At 68.9% G+C, this 18,373-nt stretch carries 15 protein-coding genes; 7 read left to right on the forward strand and 8 right to left on the reverse strand.

The annotated features are described in order from the left end of the window. Nucleotides 1–63 precede the first annotated feature (63 nt). Nucleotides 64–813, forward strand: a complete 750-nt coding sequence (locus DB31_RS04300; RefSeq protein ID WP_240486521.1) for a transglycosylase domain-containing protein — start codon at nucleotides 64–66, stop codon at nucleotides 811–813. Nucleotides 814–831: 18 nt separating this feature from the next. Here DB31_RS04300 and DB31_RS04305 read toward each other — a convergent pair whose 3' ends face one another. From DB31_RS04305 to chrA, 5 genes are all read right to left on the reverse strand, one after another. Then, nucleotides 832–2,883 carry a serine/threonine-protein kinase gene (locus DB31_RS04305; protein ID WP_044182666.1) on the reverse strand — a complete coding sequence of 684 codons (2,052 nt, stop codon included), beginning with the start codon at nucleotides 2,881–2,883 and terminating at the stop codon, nucleotides 832–834. Nucleotides 2,884–3,033: 150 nt separating this feature from the next. After that, complete coding sequence (locus tag DB31_RS51170) at nucleotides 3,034–4,662, reverse strand: hypothetical protein (protein ID WP_044182670.1); 1,629 nt, start codon at nucleotides 4,660–4,662, stop codon at nucleotides 3,034–3,036. Nucleotides 4,663–4,670: 8 nt separating this feature from the next. Continuing rightward, complete coding sequence (locus DB31_RS04315; protein ID WP_240486522.1) at nucleotides 4,671–5,651, reverse strand: hypothetical protein; 981 nt, start codon at nucleotides 5,649–5,651, stop codon at nucleotides 4,671–4,673. A 204-nt stretch (nucleotides 5,652–5,855) separates the two neighbouring features. Further along, nucleotides 5,856–7,706 carry a TadA family conjugal transfer-associated ATPase gene (locus DB31_RS04320; RefSeq protein WP_044182677.1) on the reverse strand — a complete coding sequence of 617 codons (1,851 nt, stop codon included), beginning with the start codon at nucleotides 7,704–7,706 and terminating at the stop codon, nucleotides 5,856–5,858. A gap of 77 nt (nucleotides 7,707–7,783) precedes the next feature. After that, the gene (gene chrA / locus DB31_RS04325) at nucleotides 7,784–9,022 is read right to left on the reverse strand and encodes a chromate efflux transporter (protein WP_240486523.1); all 1,239 of its coding nucleotides are present in this window, start codon (nucleotides 9,020–9,022) and stop codon (nucleotides 7,784–7,786) included. Between the two features lie 153 nt (nucleotides 9,023–9,175). Here chrA and ung point away from each other — a divergent pair, with 153 nt between their 5' ends. The 6 genes from ung to sitI6 all read left to right on the forward strand — a co-directional run bounded on the left by ung (nucleotide 9,176) and on the right by sitI6 (nucleotide 14,300). Next, nucleotides 9,176–9,850 (forward strand): uracil-DNA glycosylase, encoded by a 675-nt coding sequence (gene ung / locus DB31_RS04330; protein ID WP_044182679.1) that lies wholly within the window; start codon nucleotides 9,176–9,178, stop codon nucleotides 9,848–9,850. A 54-nt stretch (nucleotides 9,851–9,904) separates the two neighbouring features. Then, nucleotides 9,905–10,405, forward strand: coding sequence for a DUF3592 domain-containing protein (locus tag DB31_RS04335; protein ID WP_044182681.1), 501 nt, complete (start codon nucleotides 9,905–9,907; stop codon nucleotides 10,403–10,405). A 124-nt stretch (nucleotides 10,406–10,529) separates the two neighbouring features. Further along, nucleotides 10,530–11,558 (forward strand): hypothetical protein, encoded by a 1,029-nt coding sequence (locus tag DB31_RS04340; RefSeq protein WP_063769190.1) that lies wholly within the window; start codon nucleotides 10,530–10,532, stop codon nucleotides 11,556–11,558. A 76-nt stretch (nucleotides 11,559–11,634) separates the two neighbouring features. Further along, on the forward strand, nucleotides 11,635–12,816 hold the full coding sequence (locus DB31_RS51175) for a tetratricopeptide repeat protein (RefSeq protein WP_044182683.1): 1,182 nt from the start codon (nucleotides 11,635–11,637) through the stop codon (nucleotides 12,814–12,816). 38 nt (nucleotides 12,817–12,854) lie between these two features. Continuing rightward, nucleotides 12,855–13,571, forward strand: coding sequence for a SitA6 family polymorphic toxin lipoprotein (gene sitA6 / locus DB31_RS04350; protein ID WP_052419705.1), 717 nt, complete (start codon nucleotides 12,855–12,857; stop codon nucleotides 13,569–13,571). A 6-nt stretch (nucleotides 13,572–13,577) separates the two neighbouring features. Beyond that, entirely contained in the window at nucleotides 13,578–14,300 is a 723-nt protein-coding gene (gene sitI6 / locus DB31_RS04355) for a SitI6 family double-CXXCG motif immunity protein (RefSeq protein ID WP_044182685.1), read from the forward strand. A 45-nt stretch (nucleotides 14,301–14,345) separates the two neighbouring features. Here sitI6 and DB31_RS04360 read toward each other — a convergent pair whose 3' ends face one another. The 3 genes from DB31_RS04360 to DB31_RS04370 all read right to left on the reverse strand — a co-directional run bounded on the left by DB31_RS04360 (nucleotide 14,346) and on the right by DB31_RS04370 (nucleotide 18,307). Then, nucleotides 14,346–15,518 (reverse strand): serine/threonine protein kinase, encoded by a 1,173-nt coding sequence (locus DB31_RS04360; protein ID WP_052419706.1) that lies wholly within the window; start codon nucleotides 15,516–15,518, stop codon nucleotides 14,346–14,348. Between the two features lie 117 nt (nucleotides 15,519–15,635). Next, a complete protein-coding gene (locus DB31_RS44495) occupies nucleotides 15,636–17,426 on the reverse strand; it encodes a serine/threonine protein kinase (RefSeq protein WP_052419707.1) in 1,791 nt (596 codons plus the stop codon). Then, the gene (locus DB31_RS04370; protein ID WP_044182689.1) at nucleotides 17,423–18,307 is read right to left on the reverse strand and encodes a DUF2381 family protein; all 885 of its coding nucleotides are present in this window, start codon (nucleotides 18,305–18,307) and stop codon (nucleotides 17,423–17,425) included. Before DB31_RS04370 ends, DB31_RS44495 begins: the two co-directional genes overlap by 4 nt. Between the last annotated feature and the right edge of the window lie 66 nt (nucleotides 18,308–18,373).

Raw genomic sequence — 18,373 nt, forward strand, 5'->3', positions numbered from 1 at the left:
GCGTTTGGCGCCTCCCTGGTAGCCTTGGGGGCTGTGAAGGCCATCATCTGGATATCGCTTTTTATGCTGGGGCTGGGAGGGGTGCTCTTCCCGGCCTATTACCTCTACAAGGCGAGCAAGCTGCCCCCCATGGACAGCGAGTTCGAGATCGAGAAGCAGCTCAAGCACGCCATTGAAGGCGATCGCATGAGTCTGGTGTCCGGCATGTACGTGAAGCCGGACCGGTCCATCACCTTCAACCGTCCGGACTTCACGCGGCTGCCCAAGGACCTGGTGGCCATCTACATCACCCAGATGGGGTGCCCGCAGTTCTTCCAGACGCCGCGCGAGGACGGGTTCGCCTGGGCCTGGCGGCTCTTTGTCGGCGCCACCGTGGGTGGCCAGCCGCCGGGAGATGGCGGCTGTGAGCACATCCTCGCCTACCGGATCGCGTGGAAGCTGGGGGTGCGCGATGAGATGGAGCTGACGGTGGCCTCCAACAAGCTCCACGCCTTCCTCCAGAAGGATCAGCTCATCGCGTACGACCTGGCCATCATCCAGTTCGAGCGCGGCGTGGTGGGCGTGGAGGACGCCGCCTACAAGCTCTTCGGCCGCGAGCTGGACAAGCTGTCGCTGGCGGAGCTCGGAGAGCTGCAGCTGGCCCTGCCGCCGTACGGCTACTACGACGACCTGAAGACCTGCCAGAACGCGGCCATCATGAAGCAGAACCGCGACCTCGTCCTGAAGTACACCGCCGGCGTGGAGCTGCTGGGCCGCGACAAGGTGAACAACGCCCTCGCCCAGCCGGTCTTCTGCACCCAGCGCAAGCAGTGAGGTGCCGCGCTCCGGCGCCTACTTGCGGTTGAGGTACGTCCGCTCGAAGTTGCTCATCATGAACTCGACGCTGCGGCGGTCGTCGGCGCTGTCGGCGGCGGCCGCGCCCTTGCGGATGCGGTCGAACATGTTGCGGGCGGACGAGGCGTCCTTGATTTGCCCCGACTTGATGAGCCCCTCCATGTCGCGCCGGAGGCGATCCACGCTGTTCAGCAGCTCCTGCTGAGCGGCGGAGCGGGTGTTGCCCGGGCGGGGCGTCGTCTTCACGGTGCCCGGCTTGGACGCCTCGGTCGGATCCACGGGCAGCTGCGGCGTGGGCGTCGTCTCGGGCGCGGGGGTGGGGTTCACCGGGGTGCCCGGGTTCGGCGTCGGAGGCGTGATGGCTTCGGTGGGGGTCGTCGCGACCGGGTTGGCCGGAGGCGTCACCGGCGGCGTGGGGTTCGGCTGCGTCGGCTGCGGAGGAGGCGTGACAGGCCCGGTCGGCGTGGCCACGACGGGAGGCGTGTTCACCGGAGTGTCCGTCCCACGGCTGCGGAACAGCAGCACGCCGACGGCTCCCAGCAGCACCGCGGCAGCCACTGCGATGGGCACCACGCGCTTGTTGGGCGAGGTGAGGCCCGCGGCGCGCTTCTCCGCGGGAGAGAGCTCGGGCGACGGCAGCGGAGCCGGCGGGGTGGCCTGGCGCGGCACCGGCTCCTCGGCCTTCGCGGCCATGGGGACAGGAACGGGTTGCTCCCCGGTCATGGGCGCCAGGGACACCGGATCCGGCGGCGCGGGCACCGCCGGGACCTTCACCGAGTCGGAGATGACGACGACGGCGGAGACCTCTTCGGTGGACGGAGCCGAGGCGGCGGGGGCGGGCGTGGGCGTGAGGGCCCGGGCAGGAGCGATCTGGGCGGCCGCGGCGGCCTGGGCCCGCGTGGGCCGCAGCATGGTGCGGCGCAGGCGGTGGAGCTGCTGGCGCAGGGCATCCGCGGAGCTGGGGCGAGCCTCCGGATCCTTCGTCAGCATCTGCAGGATGAAGGCATCCAGCGCGGGCGGCAGCTCGGGCACGAACTCCGAGGGCCGAGGCGGCCGCGCGTCCACGTGCTTCATCAGCAGGTCCACCGGCGAGGTGCCGATGAAGGGCAGCCGGCCGGTGACCATCTCGAAGGTGACGACGCCCATGGCGTACAGGTCCGTCATCGGACCCACGGCCTGGCCGCGGGCCTGCTCCGGCGCCATGTACTCCGGCGTGCCCACCACCATGTCCGTGCGCGTCTGCGCGGTGCGCGCGGCCGCGCCGCTCTGGCCCTGCTTGGCGAGACCGAAGTCCAGCAGCTTCACGTAGCGCGTGCCGCCCGGCTCGCGTACCAGGAAGATGTTGCTCGGCTTCAGGTCGCGGTGCACCACGCCCGCGCCGTGCGCGGCGCCCAGCGCGGCCAGCACCTCATCGAGGATGGAGAGCGCCTCGGTGGGCGGCAGCCGCCCCTTCTCCGCCAGATAGGCGTCGAGCGGCTGCCCATCCAGGAACTCCATGACGATGTACTGCCGCCCGTCCGGCACCTGCCCGAAGCCGAAGATGTCGATGATGCCGCGGTGGCGGATGGCGTTGACGGCGCGGGCCTCGGCCAGCAGGCGAGCCACCTGCTCGGGGGCCTGCGCCAGCTCGGGCCGCAGCACCTTCACCGCCACGCGCTTGCCAATGAGTGGCTGGATGCCGTCGTACACGAAGCCCATGCCGCCCACGCCGATGCGCGAGCGCAGCTCGTACTCCCCGAGCTTCATGCCGATCAGCGGATCTCTCGTGGGTGGCTCTTCTCCCCACATGGCGGCGGTGGCCGCAGCGGCCTGAGAGTCATCCGCGGTGGGGCTGCGAGGAGGTGCCTCCTCGCCCCAGGCGAATGGGGCCGAGCGCCCGCGAGAGGGAGGCTCTTCGCCCCACACGTTCCGACGATGATCGATCTGGGTGCTCTCTTCGTCGTCTCGGGCCATGAAGGACGAAAGGATGACCGTTCCGTCCCGTGGGCACACGCCGGCGCCAGGAGGGACTTCCAGACCACAGGTTTCACACGTGCGCGCGGAGGCCATCGGGGAATTCAGGGCTCGCAGCCTAGCAGACTGCGGGACTGTCGCCGATCTGTCGATTCCAGGAAAGCAGGGAAGCAGACAGGCGCCTCGGAGCGCCTCGCCAACCCCCGTGACGGGTAGATCGCCCTACCCACACGCAGCAGGAGAGGATCAGGGGCAGCCTGGGGAGTTGAGCTGCTGCCCCGGCTGTCCGGCATTTCCCCCGGTACCCGGAGCTCCACCTACACCGCCGTCCCCGAGCACCATCGTCGCGCTGCCGGTGTAGGCGGCATTCGGGCCGCACCAGATGCCCACGGAGGGCCCGCCGCCACCGCCGCCGCCGGGGCCGCCCGGACCCCCATGGCCTCCGGGGCCACCCGGGCCGCCGTCTCCGCCATAGGAGTTGTAGGTGGCCGAGGTGTTGATGCCGCGCGCGCCGCCGATACCACCGGGGCCACCGCCGCCGCCAGGTCCGCCCTCGCCGCCCTTGCCACCCCGGCCGCCGCCGCGAGTGATGAGCGTCGAGTCTCCCTCGAAGGAGACGTTGGATTGGACCAGCAGCACGGCGATGGAGGCGCCACCGCCACCGCCGCCGCCGCCAGCACCACCACCACATCCGCCGCCACCACCACCGCCACTTCCACCTCCCGAGGCGCCTTCGACAATCGGGGCCGACTCACGCTTGCACGAGCCACCACTGCCACCGCCGCCGCCACCGCTGCCAGGGGTGCCCGGGTCCCCGGAGCCGCCCTGCTGGTTGGCGACCCACTGGGTGCCAAGCAGCTCGCCCATGCCCGAGCCGCTGGAGCCCGGCGTGCCTGCGTTGCCCGGTTGGCCTGGCAGGCCCGGCCCGCCCGTGCCGGCCGTGCAGACGATCAGAGGAGGGGAGGTATTGGTGGAACCCGCTGCACCTCCGGCTCCGCCCTCGCCTCCCAAGGCCGTTGGATTGCCCTTCAGCCCTGCGAAGCCCGCCGAGGAGTTGCCTCCCTGGGCGCCGTTGTTGCCATCTCCGCCTGAGACGTTCACCCCATCGCAGAGGGTGAGGCCACCGGCGCCGTAGCTCCCCGCGTTGGCAACGCCACCATCGCCGCCGGGGTTGCCCACGCCGCCATCCAACCCCTGGCTCCCATTGGCCCCGAGGGTCCCCTGTGCTCCCAGACCCGCAATGAAGGTGCTGTAGCGCAGCCGGATGTCCTGCGAGTTGATGACCTGCAGGGCAATGGAGGCGGTGCCTGGGGCAGTCGCGTTGTCGGAGCGGACGGTGAGGTGATCCAGCACCGCGGGTGAGCTCGGAGTGATGTCCTTGATGACCAGACCGATGGGACCGCCATCCAGGAAGCTGGTGAAGCTGTTGCTGCGATCCCAGTTGTTGTCGCGCCCGCCATAGGCGCCGTACAGCGAGATCTGGCTGTCGATGGTGAGCCCTGGTTCGTTGTAGGCGCCCTGCGCGAGGTACACGCGCTTGGGCGCGTTGGGCGCCTTCGTACGCTCGAGCGCCTCGCCGAGCGTCAGCAGTGGGTCCTCGGAGGTGCCCGCGCCGCCGGCCCTTCCGCGGATCGGATCCACGAAGATGCCGCCGTCGGCCATGCCGTCCACGCCGTCGCAGTTGCGATCGCGGAATTCGTCATCGGGCTCGTCGTCATCGCCCTGGAACTGACAGGCCACGCCGCCATCCGGTTTGACACAGTTGCCGGTGGTCTCGCAGCGCTGCTTCGCCTCATCGAAGTTGAAGCAACCCACGGCGGCGAGCACGCCCACCAGCGATGCCCCGATCAGGCGGGGCTTCCACGTATTCAGCATAACGCTCCTCACGGCCACGTCCCGACCAGACCCACCATGCCCCCACCGGGGCCCACGGTGACAGTGGGCTGCACCGGCTTTTCATCTCCAGGGAACAGATAAAACACGCCCGCCGTCACGAGCGCGGCGGCGCCCACTCCAAAGGTGATGCGGCTCAGGTTCTGGGCGCTGCGCCCATCTCTGGCGAGCTCATCCGGGTTTCGGATGGGGCTGTCGGGGCTGCCGCCCGAGGAAAGCTCGTTGTACTTGCTCCGCGCCTTCAGGAAGAAGAACGTGCCCGCACCCGCGGAGGCCACGCCCACTGCGGCGGGCGCCCAGGCCCAGCGGCGCAGATTGGCCTTTGGAGCGGGCTTGGCCGGCACGGGCTCCACCACCGGAGGCGGCTTCACCAGGGTGTCGCCCGGAGGTGGCTTCACCAGGGTGTCGCCCGGAGGCGGCTCGGTTCCGCCCGTCGGAGTCGAGGGGGTGGTGTCGGGAGGCGGCTGTGGAACTTCGGGCGGTGCCTGCGAGGGGCGCAGCTGTCGGATCAGCTGCGGTACCACCGCATCCAGGGACTGAGTGAGCGCGTCGAGCATTCCGTCCTCTCGGACCCCGGGAATGAGGTTCTCGGACACGAGCCCGCCATCGGATGTCTTGTAGATCTTCGTGCCCACGCGGTAGCCGTCCACGCGTTGCAGCAGCTCGGCCACCAACACCACGTCGCTCTTGGCCGCCTCGCCCAGCGCGGTGAGGCACCGCAGCTCCGTGCGCTTGCACTTCAAGAGCTGGCGGCGCTTGGCGGAGGACAGCTTGCGCATGAAGTCCTTCATCCGGATCACCGTGAGGCCCTTGGAGCGGGCCTGCTCGGCGACGTGCTCCTGGGCGAACTCCACGACGTGCCCCGGCACGCCCGCTGTGTCCGCGGGGGCGATCAGCACGGTGATGGGCCCATCCGCGGCGGCGGGCGCCTGGTTGAGCAGGACGAAGGTGAGGAGAAGGGGTGTCAGCACGGGGGGTGACTTTCTCCTCATGCTGCCACTCAAGCAAGACTGTGACTGCGCCCCAGGGCTCTCCCGGGCAAAGGCAGGCCCCAGGGCTGCCGCTCCCCGTTGTGCCCAGCCACTCTCCCTGTCCTGGAGGGCGGTAGGACACTGCCCTACTTATCTCTTGGGTTGGCTTCGCCTGGGAGCGGGCTTCGGGCCAAAAGGGCCGGTTCAGCGGCGCGGGCGGTCGGGCGGAGGAGCGCGGATTTGCGTCTTCTCGCTGTTTCCCGAGTTGGAGCCAGCATCATCCTCCGCCTCGTCCTCGGGGGCCGGACGGGCGGTGGCGACAGGTGCCGGGCGGCGAGGAGGCACGCCAGCGGGGGGCCGGACGGCGGGGCTGGAGCCGGTGGTCGCCCGGTTGGGCACCCCTGCGGGCGCAGGCAAGGGGCGGCGGGGAGGGGCGGAGGCGGGACGAGAGGAGGCGGCCTCCGCGAGCAGATCCTCGGAGATCTCCACCTTGGGTTCGTCCTTGGGAGGCATGCCCGAGTGGGTGGAGTCCTCCTGCGGCGCGCTGAGGTCATCCTCCTCGGCGGCGCGGGCGAAGGGGTTGCGGGTGGGCGGCGGCGTCTTGTCCTCGTCGGACAGGGCGTTCTGCGCGGGCCGAGGCGGGGGAGGGGACCGGGCCTGCGCCGAAGCGGGCGCCGGAGGCGGCTTCGCGGCGGACGTGGGAGCCGGCTTGGCCATGGAGGGCGGCAGGTTGGCGGGCACCTGCACCTGCGCGGCGGGTGCGGGCGGCAGGGCGGGTGCGGCGGGCTTGCCGTCCTTGGCGTGCTGCGCGTCCACCTGGAGCTTCTTCTCGAAGTCCTGCCACTGCTTCTTGTACTCGGAGGGATCCGGCCGGCCCTGCTCGCGGTGCTTCAGCGAGGGCGCCCAGCGCACCTCGTACGAAGAGCCCACCTGGAACGAGGGCGGAGGCGGCACGCCATAGGTGGCGGGGTCGAAGAAGGACTCGTCCAGGTCCTGGAAGCCGTACGCGCGGGCCTTGGAGACGAAGGTGGGGACGATGCCGGTGGGCGCGTGGTAGCCGAGGATGTGGCCGTCCTCGTCCTTGGTCACCGGGGTGAAGACGAAGATGTCCTGGGTGCGGTAGTCGCCCTTCTCGTTGAGCGGGAGCACCTCGGAGAGGGCAATCGTCTTGCGGCTGCCGTCATGGAGACGCTCGCAGCAGACGATGAAGTTGATGGCGCTGGCCACCTGGGCGCGCACGGCGACCATGGGCAGCTCCACGGCGGACATGAGGCACAGCGACTCGATGCGGCGCAGCGTGTCCGTGGGCGTGTTGGCGTGACAGGTGGCCAGCGAGCCGCCGTGGCCGGTGTTCATCGCCTGCACCAGGTAGAAGGCCTCGCCGCCGCGCACCTCGCCCACGACGATGCGGTCTGGGCGCAGACGCAGGGCCGAGTGCAGCAGGTCTCCCATGTCCACGCCGCCCTTGCCGAACTTGTCCGGCGGGCGGCTCTCGAAGGCCACCAGGTGCGACTGGTTGAGCTGGAGCTCCGCCGAGTCCTCGATGGTGAGGATGCGCTCCTCGTCCGGGATGAGCGAGGAGACGATGTTGAGCAGCGTCGTCTTTCCGGAGCCCGTACCGCCGGACACCAGCATGTTGAGCTTGGTGTGGATGCCCGCGTCGATGAGGCGCGCCATCTGCGGCGTCATCGACTTGTACTGGATGAGCGCGTCGATCGTCAGCTTGTCCTTGAAGAACTTGCGGATCGAGATGGTGGTGCCGCGCCGGGCGATGGGCGGAATCACGACGTGGATACGGCTGCCGTCGGGCAGACGCGCGTCCAGGCGGGGGCGCTCGTCGCTGAGGATGCGGCCGACGAACTGCGCCATGTTGCGCGCGGCGCCCAGGAGGCCTTCCTCGGAGAAGACGGCGTCTGTTTTCGACAGGCGGCCCTTCTTCTCGATCCAGATGTCGGCCGGACCGTTGATCATGATCTCCGAGACGGCGGGATCATCCAGGTACGGGAGGACCGGCTTGAGAAACGCCCGAAGCGACTCTGTGTACATCGAGGACATGGCGGAGCAAGGCTAGCCCGAGCCGCGCCCTGAACCCAACATCCCGTGGTCGCTTCCCTGCCGAGGGGAGGGGCGGCCTACATCCTCCCGAGCGCGTGCAACCCCAGGCCGGCCACGGCCGCCAAGGCGATGACGGCCATGGGGGTCAGCCGGGCCTTGGAGCGGAAGAGGACGGCGAGGGCCACGGCGAAGACGAGCCCGGTGGGCACGTCATGCACGGCGGCGCGCAGCAAGGGGAGCGCGGTGCCACCAATGAGGCCCACGACGCCCACAGTGACGCCCTCGAGGAAGACGCGGGCGCGCGGGTGGTGGAGCATGCGCTCCAGCGGGTCATGGGCGAGCAGCGTCAGCCCGAAGGCCGGGGCGAAGATGCCGGCGGTGATCGCCAGGGCTCCGGCCAAGCCGCCTCCGAGGTAGCCCACGAAGGTGCCGAAGATGATCAAAGGAGAAGGCAGCACTCCGCCAAGCGCGAGCCCATCGAGGAACTGCGCATCGGTCATCCACCCGCCCCGAGCCACCGCGTCATTCTGGAGGAAGGGGATGGCGGTGTAAGCGCCACCGAAGGTCAGCAGGCCGGCGCGCAGGCCGGAGACGAGCAGGGAGAGCGTGCTCGGAGGCGCTCCGTTGGGAGCGGCGGCCGAGGCGGTGAGCGGCGCGGCGCTCTCGGGGGCATGGAAGGCGAGGAACAGGCCCACGCCCGTGGCGCACGCGGCGGTGAGGGCCAGTGCTCCCGCGCGCGAGCCTGCCTGGAGAAGTACGGTGGTGAGGCCGGCCCAGATGAGCGTGAGGGCGAAGTGCACCCCGAGCAGCTGGGCCACTGCGGCCAGCCCGGCGATGGCGAGCAACGGGCGCGACGTGAGCGAGTGGCCGCCGATGCGGTGGACGGCGCGGACGATGAGGGCGGCGACGGCGGCCTGCACCATCGTGAAGGCGGCCTTCACCCAGGGTGAACCCAGCCCGAAGTGCACATAGAGCCACGAGCACAGGAGCATGAGCAGGAGTCCAGGGAGCATGAAGCCCAGGCCGGCCAGCAGCCCGCCCACGCGGCCTCGGGAGAGCATGCCGAAGTAGACGCACAGCTCATGGGCCTCGGGGCCGGGGAGCACCTGGTACAGGGCGAGGGCCCGGTTGAAGTGGGCGGCGCTGACCCACTTCTCTTCCTCCACCAGCTCCTGGCGGACCATGGCGATCTGCGCGACGGGGCCGCCCCACGCCAGCAGCCCGAAGCGCAGGAAGCGCCAGAAGAGGCGGGGGAGCGGCTCGGTGGGGACGCGGGGCTCGGCCGACACGGGGCCGTGCGCCTCGGAGGGATTCAAGGTATCTCCACGGGACTCCCGTGACTCTGCTGCCTCCCTCCCTCTCCGTCCAGCAACGAGCTTGTCAACGCCCGGCGGTGAACGCCTCCGCGCCGCTTTTTTACCCTACCTGCTACGTCCTCATGCTTGGATGGGACCTCTAGGGGAGGGTGTATGCGGGAGAACCTACCGGCGGATTGGAGTGAGGTGTTGAGGGAGTCGCTGGAGTCGCCCTCGTTCCGGAAGCTCGAGCGCTTCGTGGAGGCCGAGCGCCGCAAGGCCATCGTCTATCCCTCGGAGGAGGAGCTCTTCTCCGCGTTCCGGCTGACGCCCTACGCCCATGTCCGGGTACTGCTGCTGGGGCAGGACCCGTACCACGGGCCAGGTCAGGCGCACGGGCTGGCTTTCTCGGTGAAGCCGGGAGTGCCCCTGCCGCCCTCCCTGGTGAACATCTTCAAGGAGCTGCAGAGCGACCTGGGGCCGCCCCTGCGCACGAGCGGCTCGCTGGTACCTTGGGCGGAGCAGGGCGTGCTGCTGCTCAACGCCGTGCTGACCGTGCGCCAGGGCGAGGCCAACAGCCACGAGGGCCAGGGCTGGGAGGAGTTCACGGACGCAGTCATCCGGGCGGTGAACGCGAAGCCGGAGCCGGTGGTGTTCCTGCTCTGGGGGAACTACGCGCGCAAGAAGCGGAAGCTCATCGACACGCAGCGTCATGAAGTCCTCGAGTCTCCGCACCCCTCGCCGCTCTCGGCCTCGGGAGGCTTCTTCGGCAGCCGCCCGTTCAGCCGCATCAATGAGGCGCTCATGCTCCGAGGGCAGCCTCCCATCGACTGGCACCGGGTAGGGTAACGTCCCGAGCATTCGGCGAGTCGTCGCGCGGTGCCTCTCTGCTAGGGTAGCCGCGTGTCGCTGATCTGGATGCTGATCCACTTCTTCTGTGCGGTGTTCGCCGCCGTGGGCGTAGGGCTGCTCGTGGCCGGGCTTCGCGATGCCTGGAAGTCCTCCCGCACCCAGAAGTGGCCTCGGGCCCAGGGCACGGTCGTCTCCACCGAGGAGCTCCAGCACCAGCGGCCCGTGCCCGAAGAGTCCGGCGGCGGCACCCGCATCCACTATGAGGCCCGGATCCATTACGAATATTCAGTAGGTCGAGTCCATATCGGCTCGACGGTTGTAAGGCTCGGCCCCACCGAGACCAGCAACGAGAAGCAGGTCCAGGCCACCCTGGCGCGTTACCTGCCCGGGCAGACCGTCCAGGTCGCCTACAACCCCCAGGATCCCACCGAGTCCGTGCTGGAAACCGGCCTCCACCCTCTGGACTTCACCCGGGCCATCATCGGCGTGATCTTCTTGGTGCTGGCCGTTTCGATGGAGTTCATCGCCCGCTGGTTTGCCGCCTGGCTGTAATGGTCCTCAGGGGTGGAGAACCCTATCAGTCGTTATGGAAGCCAGATCGGCCGGATCAGGAGCAACCGTATCGGGAAGCGTGCGATAATCCGTACACTGACTCATTCCAACGAGGTTGCTGTCCATGTCCATCCGCTCTACGAACTCTTCCGGCTCGGGCCTGATCAATCGTCCTGCTACGCAGGACAAGCCCGCCACCCAGGCTCCCGCGCAGAACACTGTCGCTCAGCAGAAGTCCTCTGGCCTGCCGGACCGGCTGCAGAGCACGTTCGAGCGGGGCAACGAGATCAACAAGAACTGGAACAAGAGCTACTCCACTGACCGCGCGATGAACACCCCGAAGCTGCCCTCCAAGGGCCTCGGCGGCGCGCTGGCGGGTCTGCTGGGCAAGCTGCCCAAGTACGAGAAGAGCGGCAGCTTCGAGAAGAGCGTGGCGTACGCGAAGACCGAGGGCAGCTTCGGCGACCCGAACGGCATCGCGTCCGGCAACTACCGCGCCAGCTTCCTCGAGGCCGGCGTGAACGGCAGCGGCTCGGTGGCCTTCGAGAACGGCGCCCTCAAGGCGCACGGCGAGGTGCACGCGCAGGCCACGCTGATCGACGCGGCGGCGGACTTCCGCGCCAAGCTCGGGCCTCTGTCGGCCGAGGGCCAGGGCCACGCGTGGGTGGGCGCCAAGGCGAACGCCTCGGGTGACCTGACCATCGACCCGGTGAACGGCAAGTACGGGCTCGAGGTGGGCGGCGATGCCTTCGTGGGCGCCAAGGCTGGCGTCGAGGGCAAGGTGAGCCTGGGTGAGTACGGCGGCGTCGGTGGCAAGGCCGAGGCCTGGGCCGGCGTGGGTGTGTCCGCCAACGCCTCCGTGAAGCTGGAGAACGGCCGCTTCAAGGCGCGCTTCGAGCTGGGCGCGGCGCTCGGCATCGGCTTCAAGCTGGGCTTCAACGTCGACATCAACTTCAAGAAGATCGGCGACGCGGTCAAGAACGTCTTCAAGAAGCCGGTGGAGTTCGTGAAGAACATCGGCAGCAAGGTGGGCGAGGTGTTCAAGGGCGCCGCTGACGCCGTGAAGGACGTGGGTAGCAAGATCGCCGACGGCGTGAAGGCCGTGGGCAGCGCGGTGGGCGGCGCGCTCAAGAAGGTGTTCAGCGGCTGGTAAGCTGAGGCCCAGCGGTCGCTTTCATTCCTGAGGGCCCACTTCCTAGCGGAGTGGGCCCTCTGCTATTTGGAGAAGCATGAGCACTCCCAACTTTGAGAAGCTCCTGAAGCAAGGCGACATCGAGAAGGGTCGCAACGAGGCGCAGGCTGCCCTCATGAAGGACCCCAACGATCGCCGCGCGCTGCTGGCGCTGGCGAAGGTGGCGGCCCTCGAGGGCGATGAGCCGCTGGCCGAGTCGCTCCTGCAGAAGGTGGCGGGCGGCACCGCGGATGACGAAGCGGATGCTCAGCTGGTGCGCGCCGCGCTCCACATGCAGAAGGGCGAGTTCGAGCAGGCCGGCGCCATCTACATGAAGCTCGCGGAGGATCCGCCGCGCGCCGAGGCGCTCTACGGCGTGGGCTACTTCCTCACCGAGGCTGGGCAGAACGAGCTGGCCAAGAAGGCGCTGGTGAAGGCGGTGGAGATGGAGCCGGAGGTGGGCGTGTACCACTTCCAGCTGGCGCGGGTGCTGTTCGCGATGGGCGAGCTGAAGGGCGCCTTCGAGCACCTGGAGACGTCGCTCAAGCTCAACCCGGGGCACATCCCCTCGTACGTGGTGATGTCGGTGGCGCTGCAGGCGGGTGGCGAGCTGGAGGCGGCGGAGGACATCCTGCGCTCGGGCTTGAAGGCGTTCCCGGACGAGCCGCACATGCTGGAGCAGCTGAGCAACGTGCTGGCGGGCAAGGGTGACATCAACGGCGCGGCCGAGGTGGCCGAGCAGCTGGCGAAGGCGCAGCCCAACCACCCGAGTGCGATTGGCAACCTGGCGCGGTTCCGGATGGCGCAGGGACGGCTGGGCGACGCGCTGTCGCTGTGCCACGCGCTGGCCGAGCGCGGGATGGCCACGGGGCAGAGCCGCTCGGTGGAGGCCATGGTGTACGAGGCCATGAATCCTCCGGACATCGATGGGGCGCAGGCGGCGTGGCGCGCGGCGGCGGAGCTGGATCCGGACGACTGGCGGGCGCCGAACAACCTGGGTCTGCTGCTGATGCGTGGGCCGGAGGTGGAGACGATCCGCGAGGGCAGGGATGCGCTGGAGGAAGCGCACCGCCGCGATCCGGAGCGTCCCGAGCCGCGGCTCAACCTGGCCCTGGCGTGCGTGAAGCTGGGCGACAAGGCCCGGGCGAAGGAGCTGACGAAGGACCTGCTGTCGCGCGTCGCGACGCTGGAGCCGGAGCAGCGCGAGCAGGCCGAGCGGCTGGCGAAGCAGCTCGCCTGAGCGGGGGAGCGGAGCTGGAGCTGGGTGCCCCTGACGCGATGAACAACCCCTCCAGTCGATGGAAGTGGCTGCTGGCGGCAGTGGCGCTGGCGGCCTGCGCGACCACGCCGTTGGGGAGCGAGGGCCCGGGCTGCGAAGAGGCAGCCGAGGTCGCTCTCTCCGAGGAGGCGTGCGCGGACGAGAGCCGCCTGGTGCCGCTGTGCGCCGGCGAGCAATGCGGGCTGTACCGGTGCAGGGAGGTGAAGGAGTTCCTGGTGCTGGGGCGCGTGGTGCTGGCGCGCGGGGCGGCTGCGGTGTTGCCCAACCCCACGGCAGGAGCCCAGCGCAACTGGGGGAGCGCGCAGGAGTTGCCGCGGGACACGCGGCCTGTGTTCATCATCCCGTGGAGGCACCGGCCGCCGCTGCTGCCCAGTCAGCAGCAGATGCTGGACGAGGCGGCGAAGGAGCGGAGAAAGCCCCACGAGCAGCACCACATCTTCCCCAGGATGTTCAGGTCCTGGTTTACCCAGCAAGGCATCGATATCGACGAGTACGTCATTCTCCTGGAGGTGGAGAAGCATCGGAGCATCCATCGGGGGGCGAACGGTGGACCGTGGAACGATGCCTGGGCTCGGTTCATCAATAAGCGCAGCAGTGACAGAGTGCCAAAAGAGGAGATCCACAAGTATGCGGGCCAGCTCATCTATGAGTTTGAGCTGTTCGGCCCAGTCATGCGGTTCAGAAGTCAGTTACCGCCGCTGCCTCTGGGATATTGAAGTGCCATGCAGTTCTACTGGCTGAAGAGGGTTGAGAATCCGCAGTGCTCGGGTGGATACGACTTCGGGCATCAATGGGGCCTGCCCGGGGTTCATTGCCCTATGTGCAACGACACCTGGGCATCCACAGGAGAGACCTATCCGTCGGTGGATCTGTCCCAGCTGCCTGCCGAGGAGCAGAGGAAATATCTGCCGCGGGTCGAGGAGAACTATGAGGAATTCGAGCGGTTGCGCGAGCAGGTGCGCCCGCTGGTGCCTCCAGGCGCTCGGCTCTGGCCCGGGACGCAGTTCGGCCCTTTGATTGGCCGAGCCCAGGGGGAGTTTGGCCCGCTGGTGCTGTTCTACGTGTGGGAGCCGTTGATGCGGCGCGAGCCCATGGAGCGCTTGCAGGCGGAGGGCCTGAAGGGCTTGAAGGGGTGCCGTACGGCGCTGCGCTTCCGCAAGAAGAACCCGCCGGAGTTCCTCGAAATGGAGTTGCTGCTTCGGGGCAGACTGCACCCCGGCTGCCTGCCAGAGCTCACTCCTCCTTGTCCTCAATGCAAGGGGGGCAGCGCGAGCTGGCCGGAGGAGCCTGTCCTGGACGCGTCCACGCTGCCGCAAGACCTGGACCTGTTCCGGCTGGCCGACTTCATGAGGGTCATCGTCACCGAGCGCTTCGTGGAGGCGGTGCAGCGCCTGAGCTACGCGCAGGACCTCGCCTTCCAGCAACTGCCAGTGCGCGGCGGTTAGCACACGCTTGTCCCCGCACGGGCGTGTGTCTCGGTGCGCGTCAGGTCAGGGCTGTGTGGAAACCTGATCGGGATCAACTCCAGCGTCAGAGTCCGACGCTGCCGCCAGCGGCATGAGCCACTCCCGAGCCAGACCGGCGGCCTCGGCCTTGAGCTGGAACACCTCTTCCGCCACGTCCGAGGCCCCTCGATGGCCGAGGGCACGCAGGCGCTGGCGCAGCGCTTGCTCCAGCTCCGCGGCGCTCGCGTAGCGCTCCGAGGGCTCCGGCCGGAGCAGCTTGTGGAGGATGAAGCGCGTGGGCTCGGGAACCTCGCGGGCGGCCCGCTCCACCTCGTCGAAGTTCAGGGAGCGGACGCGCTGGAGGAGCTGATCCAGCTCCTGGCCTGCCAGGACGTGCTGGCGTACCCCCAGCTCCTGAACGAACCCCTCCACCGCCCCCAGTGCTTCTGGAGGCAGCAGGGCCAGATCCTTGCCCAGCTGCCGCAGGTCCACCTCCTCCTCCCGCCAGAGCAGGTGCTGGCCCGTCAGCAGCTCCAACAGGATCAGTCCCAGCGCGAAGAGGTCCGAGCGCCCATCCATGGACCGGCGGAGGATCTGCTCGGGCGAGGCATAGACATCGCGCCCGCCCACGCGGGCCCGCGAGGACGTCTGCCGGCCGCTGAGCTGGGAGCGCGCCAGCCCGAAGTCCAGCAACTTCACCTGCCCCCGCGGGCCGATGCGGATGCGGTCGGGGTGGAGGCCTCGGTGGATGATGCCCAGTGGTGCTCCCCGCGCATCCGTGAGCGTATGGGCGTGGTGCAGGGCGCTGGCCACCTCGGCGCCCACGTGGAGCACGAACGTCTCGGAGCAGTAGCGTCCGCACAGCAACGCGTCGTTGAAGAGCGCGTCCACGGAGTCTCCCTCGACGTACTCCGTGACGGCGTAGAGGGTGCCCGCGTGCTCGTGCAGCGCGTACAGGCGGGCGATGGCCGGGTGCGAGAGCCGGGTGGCCAGCTGCGCCTCCTCCACCAGCCTCCGGCGCGCCTTGGGTGAAGCCTCCGCGGCAACGGTCTTGAGCACCACCTGCTCGCCCACCCGGCCCTGGCGGTGGACCCGCGCCAGCAGCAGCCGCTCGCCCCGGGGGCCCTCGCCCAGCTCCTGGAGGTGCTCATAGCTCACTTCATCCACGCTGAAGAGGAACGCTCCAGGGGCTGTCGCGGCGGGCTTCTTCTTGGACATGGGCAGGCTCCTTCGCTCGGCGGCGCGGGCGGGAGACTACCGTGGGCGTGCCTCGTGCGCGAGTGACCTGGTGAGTAGGAGCAGGCCTCGCGCTGCGGCGCTCCGTGTCAAGGGGCTTTACAAATCATAGTACTTGAATTGCTGCTCCCACCGTTTGGCCGGACGGCTCTGGAGGAGGTTACGGAGGAAGGGACCGTCATCGGAGCCCTCACGATCGTTCTTCCACCGCTCAATGGGCATGGAGATGAAGCAGACCGGCAGCTTGCGGCCATCCGGAAGCTCCGCCTCGGTCCAACGGGCCCACGCGTTCCCTTGGACTGGAATCCAGAGCCGACCGTGGAGGAGCGTTCCTTTGGGGAGGTCTTCGAGCTGGCTCTTATACACACGGCTGACCACCTCCCCGCTGCGGAGGGCCACCACATCTTCTGTGTTAGGCCGTGAGGCGTCGAGAAAGACGAGGAACGGGGATCCCGTATCCGGGGCTTCGGCATAGGGGAACCACTGCCGCTCAATCATGGCGGCGACAATCTTGGGCGGACAGTCTCCTGGGGGAGGTGTGGCCTGCATGGTGGCGCACGCTGTGTTCATGGCCGCCACGGCAGCGGGGACCAGCAGGCACCACTCGGGGGAGCCGGGGGCAGGAGCGCGCTTCGCGTCGGGAGAGAGGGTCTGGCGCTTCTTCATGGGAGGATCGTCCTTGCGCGTGGCAGGTGGGGGCAGGGCGCTGGTGGAGGGGGAAGGTGGCTCAGTGACGGGTGACGAGCCAGGGGCCAGGGAGGCTTTGGAAGCTTCGGAAGGCGGAGGGGACATTGGCGCCACGGGTCGCATCCAGGAGGAGAGGGAACTGGCGGCCAGCGCCAGGCCTCCGAGGCCCCCCGCCAGGACCGCGCCCCACGCGAGCCTTCGGGGGAGGCGTGCAAGCTGAGGCGGGCCTGCTTCCGCGGACACGTCTGGCTCTTCGCTCCCGGCCGGTGCTGGCAACAGCGCCTCCCATGCGGCGCTCCCGTCGTCCAGGCTGCCCAGATCGCGCTCCAGCGCCTCGGCGGTGGCGTGCCGCTGGCGGGGATCCTTGGACAACAGCCGCATCACCGCCTGGCTCAATGTCACGGGCAGGAAGGGGTGGAGCTCATGCGGTGGTGTGGGGATGCGCAGCTCGATCTCTGCATCGAGGCGCTGGCGCTCGGCGGCGGAGAAGAAGGGGCTCTGGCCGGTCAGCAACTCGTAGAAGGTGACGCCCAGCGCATAGAGGTCGTCCGCCGGTTGGAACTCGTACCGGGCTTCAGGGTCCTCCGCGTGCAGCCGGGCGAAGTGCAGGGACTCCGGGCTGCGATAGACAGGCGTGCCTGGCGGAAGGTGCTCCTGGGTGAGCGGCGTGGAGTGCGCATAGTCCCCCGCGCCCCAATCCACGATGACGGGCTCTCCATTGGGGCGCACGAGGATATTGGCGGGCTTGAGGTCGCGGTGGAAGATGCCCTGCTGGTGCGCAGTGCCGAGCGCATCCGCGAGCGCGATGAAGAGCCGCAGCGCCTGACGCAGGGTGGGGCGGTGGCGCAGGGCCCACACGCGCAAGGTGTCCCCCTGCACGAACTCCATGACGAGGTAGAAGTACCCATCCTCCAGATCTGGCCAGCGCCCATGGGCCAGGACCCTGACGATATGGCGGTGCTGGAGCCGGAGCAGACACGCCAGCTCCCGCTTCATCCGGTCGTCGGTACGCTTCCTGTCATGAGGTGCGCTGGCCGCCCGGCGCAGGGCGAACTTCAGCGCGTAGCTCCGGCCCTGGCGCGTCGCGAGATAGACGACACCAAAGCCCCCGCTGGACAGCCGCTGCTCGAGGCGGAAGCTGTCCACCATGGCCCCGGGGCTCAAGAAGCCCGGGTGGATGAGGTGGGGAGGGGACCCCTTCATGGCGCGGGCTCAGCGGGGCTCGCGCGATCGTCGCCCGAGAGGCGGGGAAACATGAAAGTCAGGGTCATGGCGGGCTGCTCTTGGGAGGGCACCTTCAGAGACAGAATATATTCGCCTCGGGCTGGCGGTTCAGGGCTCAGGACGTCGACCACGACCAGGGCCTCGGGCCGGGGCAGCATGCGCTTCGCGCGCACCCCGCGCACCGTGAGCTGGTTTGGGGTGGTTGCTGGGGCCGTGAGCGAGGCCTCTTGAAATTCCCAGGGCTGCCCGCTGGGCGGCTGGGGAATGCGCAGGGCAAGCACGAACCACCCAGGCCCCGCGTGCACCCACCCGCTGACCTTGAGACTGGAGCGATTCGCGTCCTGGACCTCCGTGATAGTGAGTGGGCTGGTGGAGAGGCCGTGCTCATCGAGCACACCCGAGACGACAAGGTCCGCCAGGGTGCCCGCCCCTGCCTGAGCCTGGGCCTGGGCGAGCTCCGCCTGGCACGCGGCGAGCGTCTGGATGTGCCGGGAGATGTTCACTTGGAGGTCCACCTCGGAGGGCCGCGACACGAGCGCGAGCAGGGCCTCCTGCGGCGTGCTGTCGTCCCGGAAGCGGACGCTGAGCCACAGCCGTTCATGGGCGTCGAGCTTCACCCGAAGCTGAAGGACGAGAGAGCGCGCGCCGGCATCCACCAGTTGCACGCGCGTGGCATCCAGGACGACCGAGTCCTTGTCGATGTCGGCATCGAAGCTCAGCAGGGTGCGCAGGTCTGGTGCCAGGTGGACTTCGGGGACGGGAGCACCTGAGCCCGCCACGGTGACATCGCGCTGTCGCAGGGCGCGAGGGGGCGCAGGTTGGGCTGCGGCGCTGTGGGCGGCCAAGAGAACGGCGAGCATCAACCATCTTGTAGGTAGGGACAGTGCGAGGTAACCTCCCACGTAGGAAAGCTAGCACAGCCTCCG

Source organism: Hyalangium minutum, assembly GCF_000737315.1.
Taxonomy (GTDB): Bacteria; Myxococcota; Myxococcia; order Myxococcales; family Myxococcaceae; genus Hyalangium; species Hyalangium minutum.

Coding starts and splice junctions, on each gene's coding strand:
- DB31_RS51170 (WP_044182670.1), bottom strand. CDS start 4,662: ATGCTGAATACGTGGAAGCCCCGCCTGATCGGGGCATCGCTGGTGGGC.
- sitI6 (WP_044182685.1), top strand. CDS start 13,578: ATGCAGTTCTACTGGCTGAAGAGGGTTGAGAATCCGCAGTGCTCGGGT.
- DB31_RS04320 (WP_044182677.1), bottom strand. CDS start 7,706: ATGTCCTCGATGTACACAGAGTCGCTTCGGGCGTTTCTCAAGCCGGTC.
- DB31_RS51175 (WP_044182683.1), top strand. CDS start 11,635: ATGAGCACTCCCAACTTTGAGAAGCTCCTGAAGCAAGGCGACATCGAG.
- ung (WP_044182679.1), top strand. CDS start 9,176: ATGCGGGAGAACCTACCGGCGGATTGGAGTGAGGTGTTGAGGGAGTCG.
- DB31_RS04305 (WP_044182666.1), bottom strand. CDS start 2,883: ATGGCCTCCGCGCGCACGTGTGAAACCTGTGGTCTGGAAGTCCCTCCT.
- DB31_RS04340 (WP_063769190.1), top strand. CDS start 10,530: ATGTCCATCCGCTCTACGAACTCTTCCGGCTCGGGCCTGATCAATCGT.
- DB31_RS04360 (WP_052419706.1), bottom strand. CDS start 15,518: ATGTCCAAGAAGAAGCCCGCCGCGACAGCCCCTGGAGCGTTCCTCTTC.
- sitA6 (WP_052419705.1), top strand. CDS start 12,855: ATGAACAACCCCTCCAGTCGATGGAAGTGGCTGCTGGCGGCAGTGGCG.
- DB31_RS44495 (WP_052419707.1), bottom strand. CDS start 17,426: ATGAAGGGGTCCCCTCCCCACCTCATCCACCCGGGCTTCTTGAGCCCC.
- DB31_RS04370 (WP_044182689.1), bottom strand. CDS start 18,307: ATGCTCGCCGTTCTCTTGGCCGCCCACAGCGCCGCAGCCCAACCTGCG.
- DB31_RS04300 (WP_240486521.1), top strand. CDS start 64: ATGCTGGGGCTGGGAGGGGTGCTCTTCCCGGCCTATTACCTCTACAAG.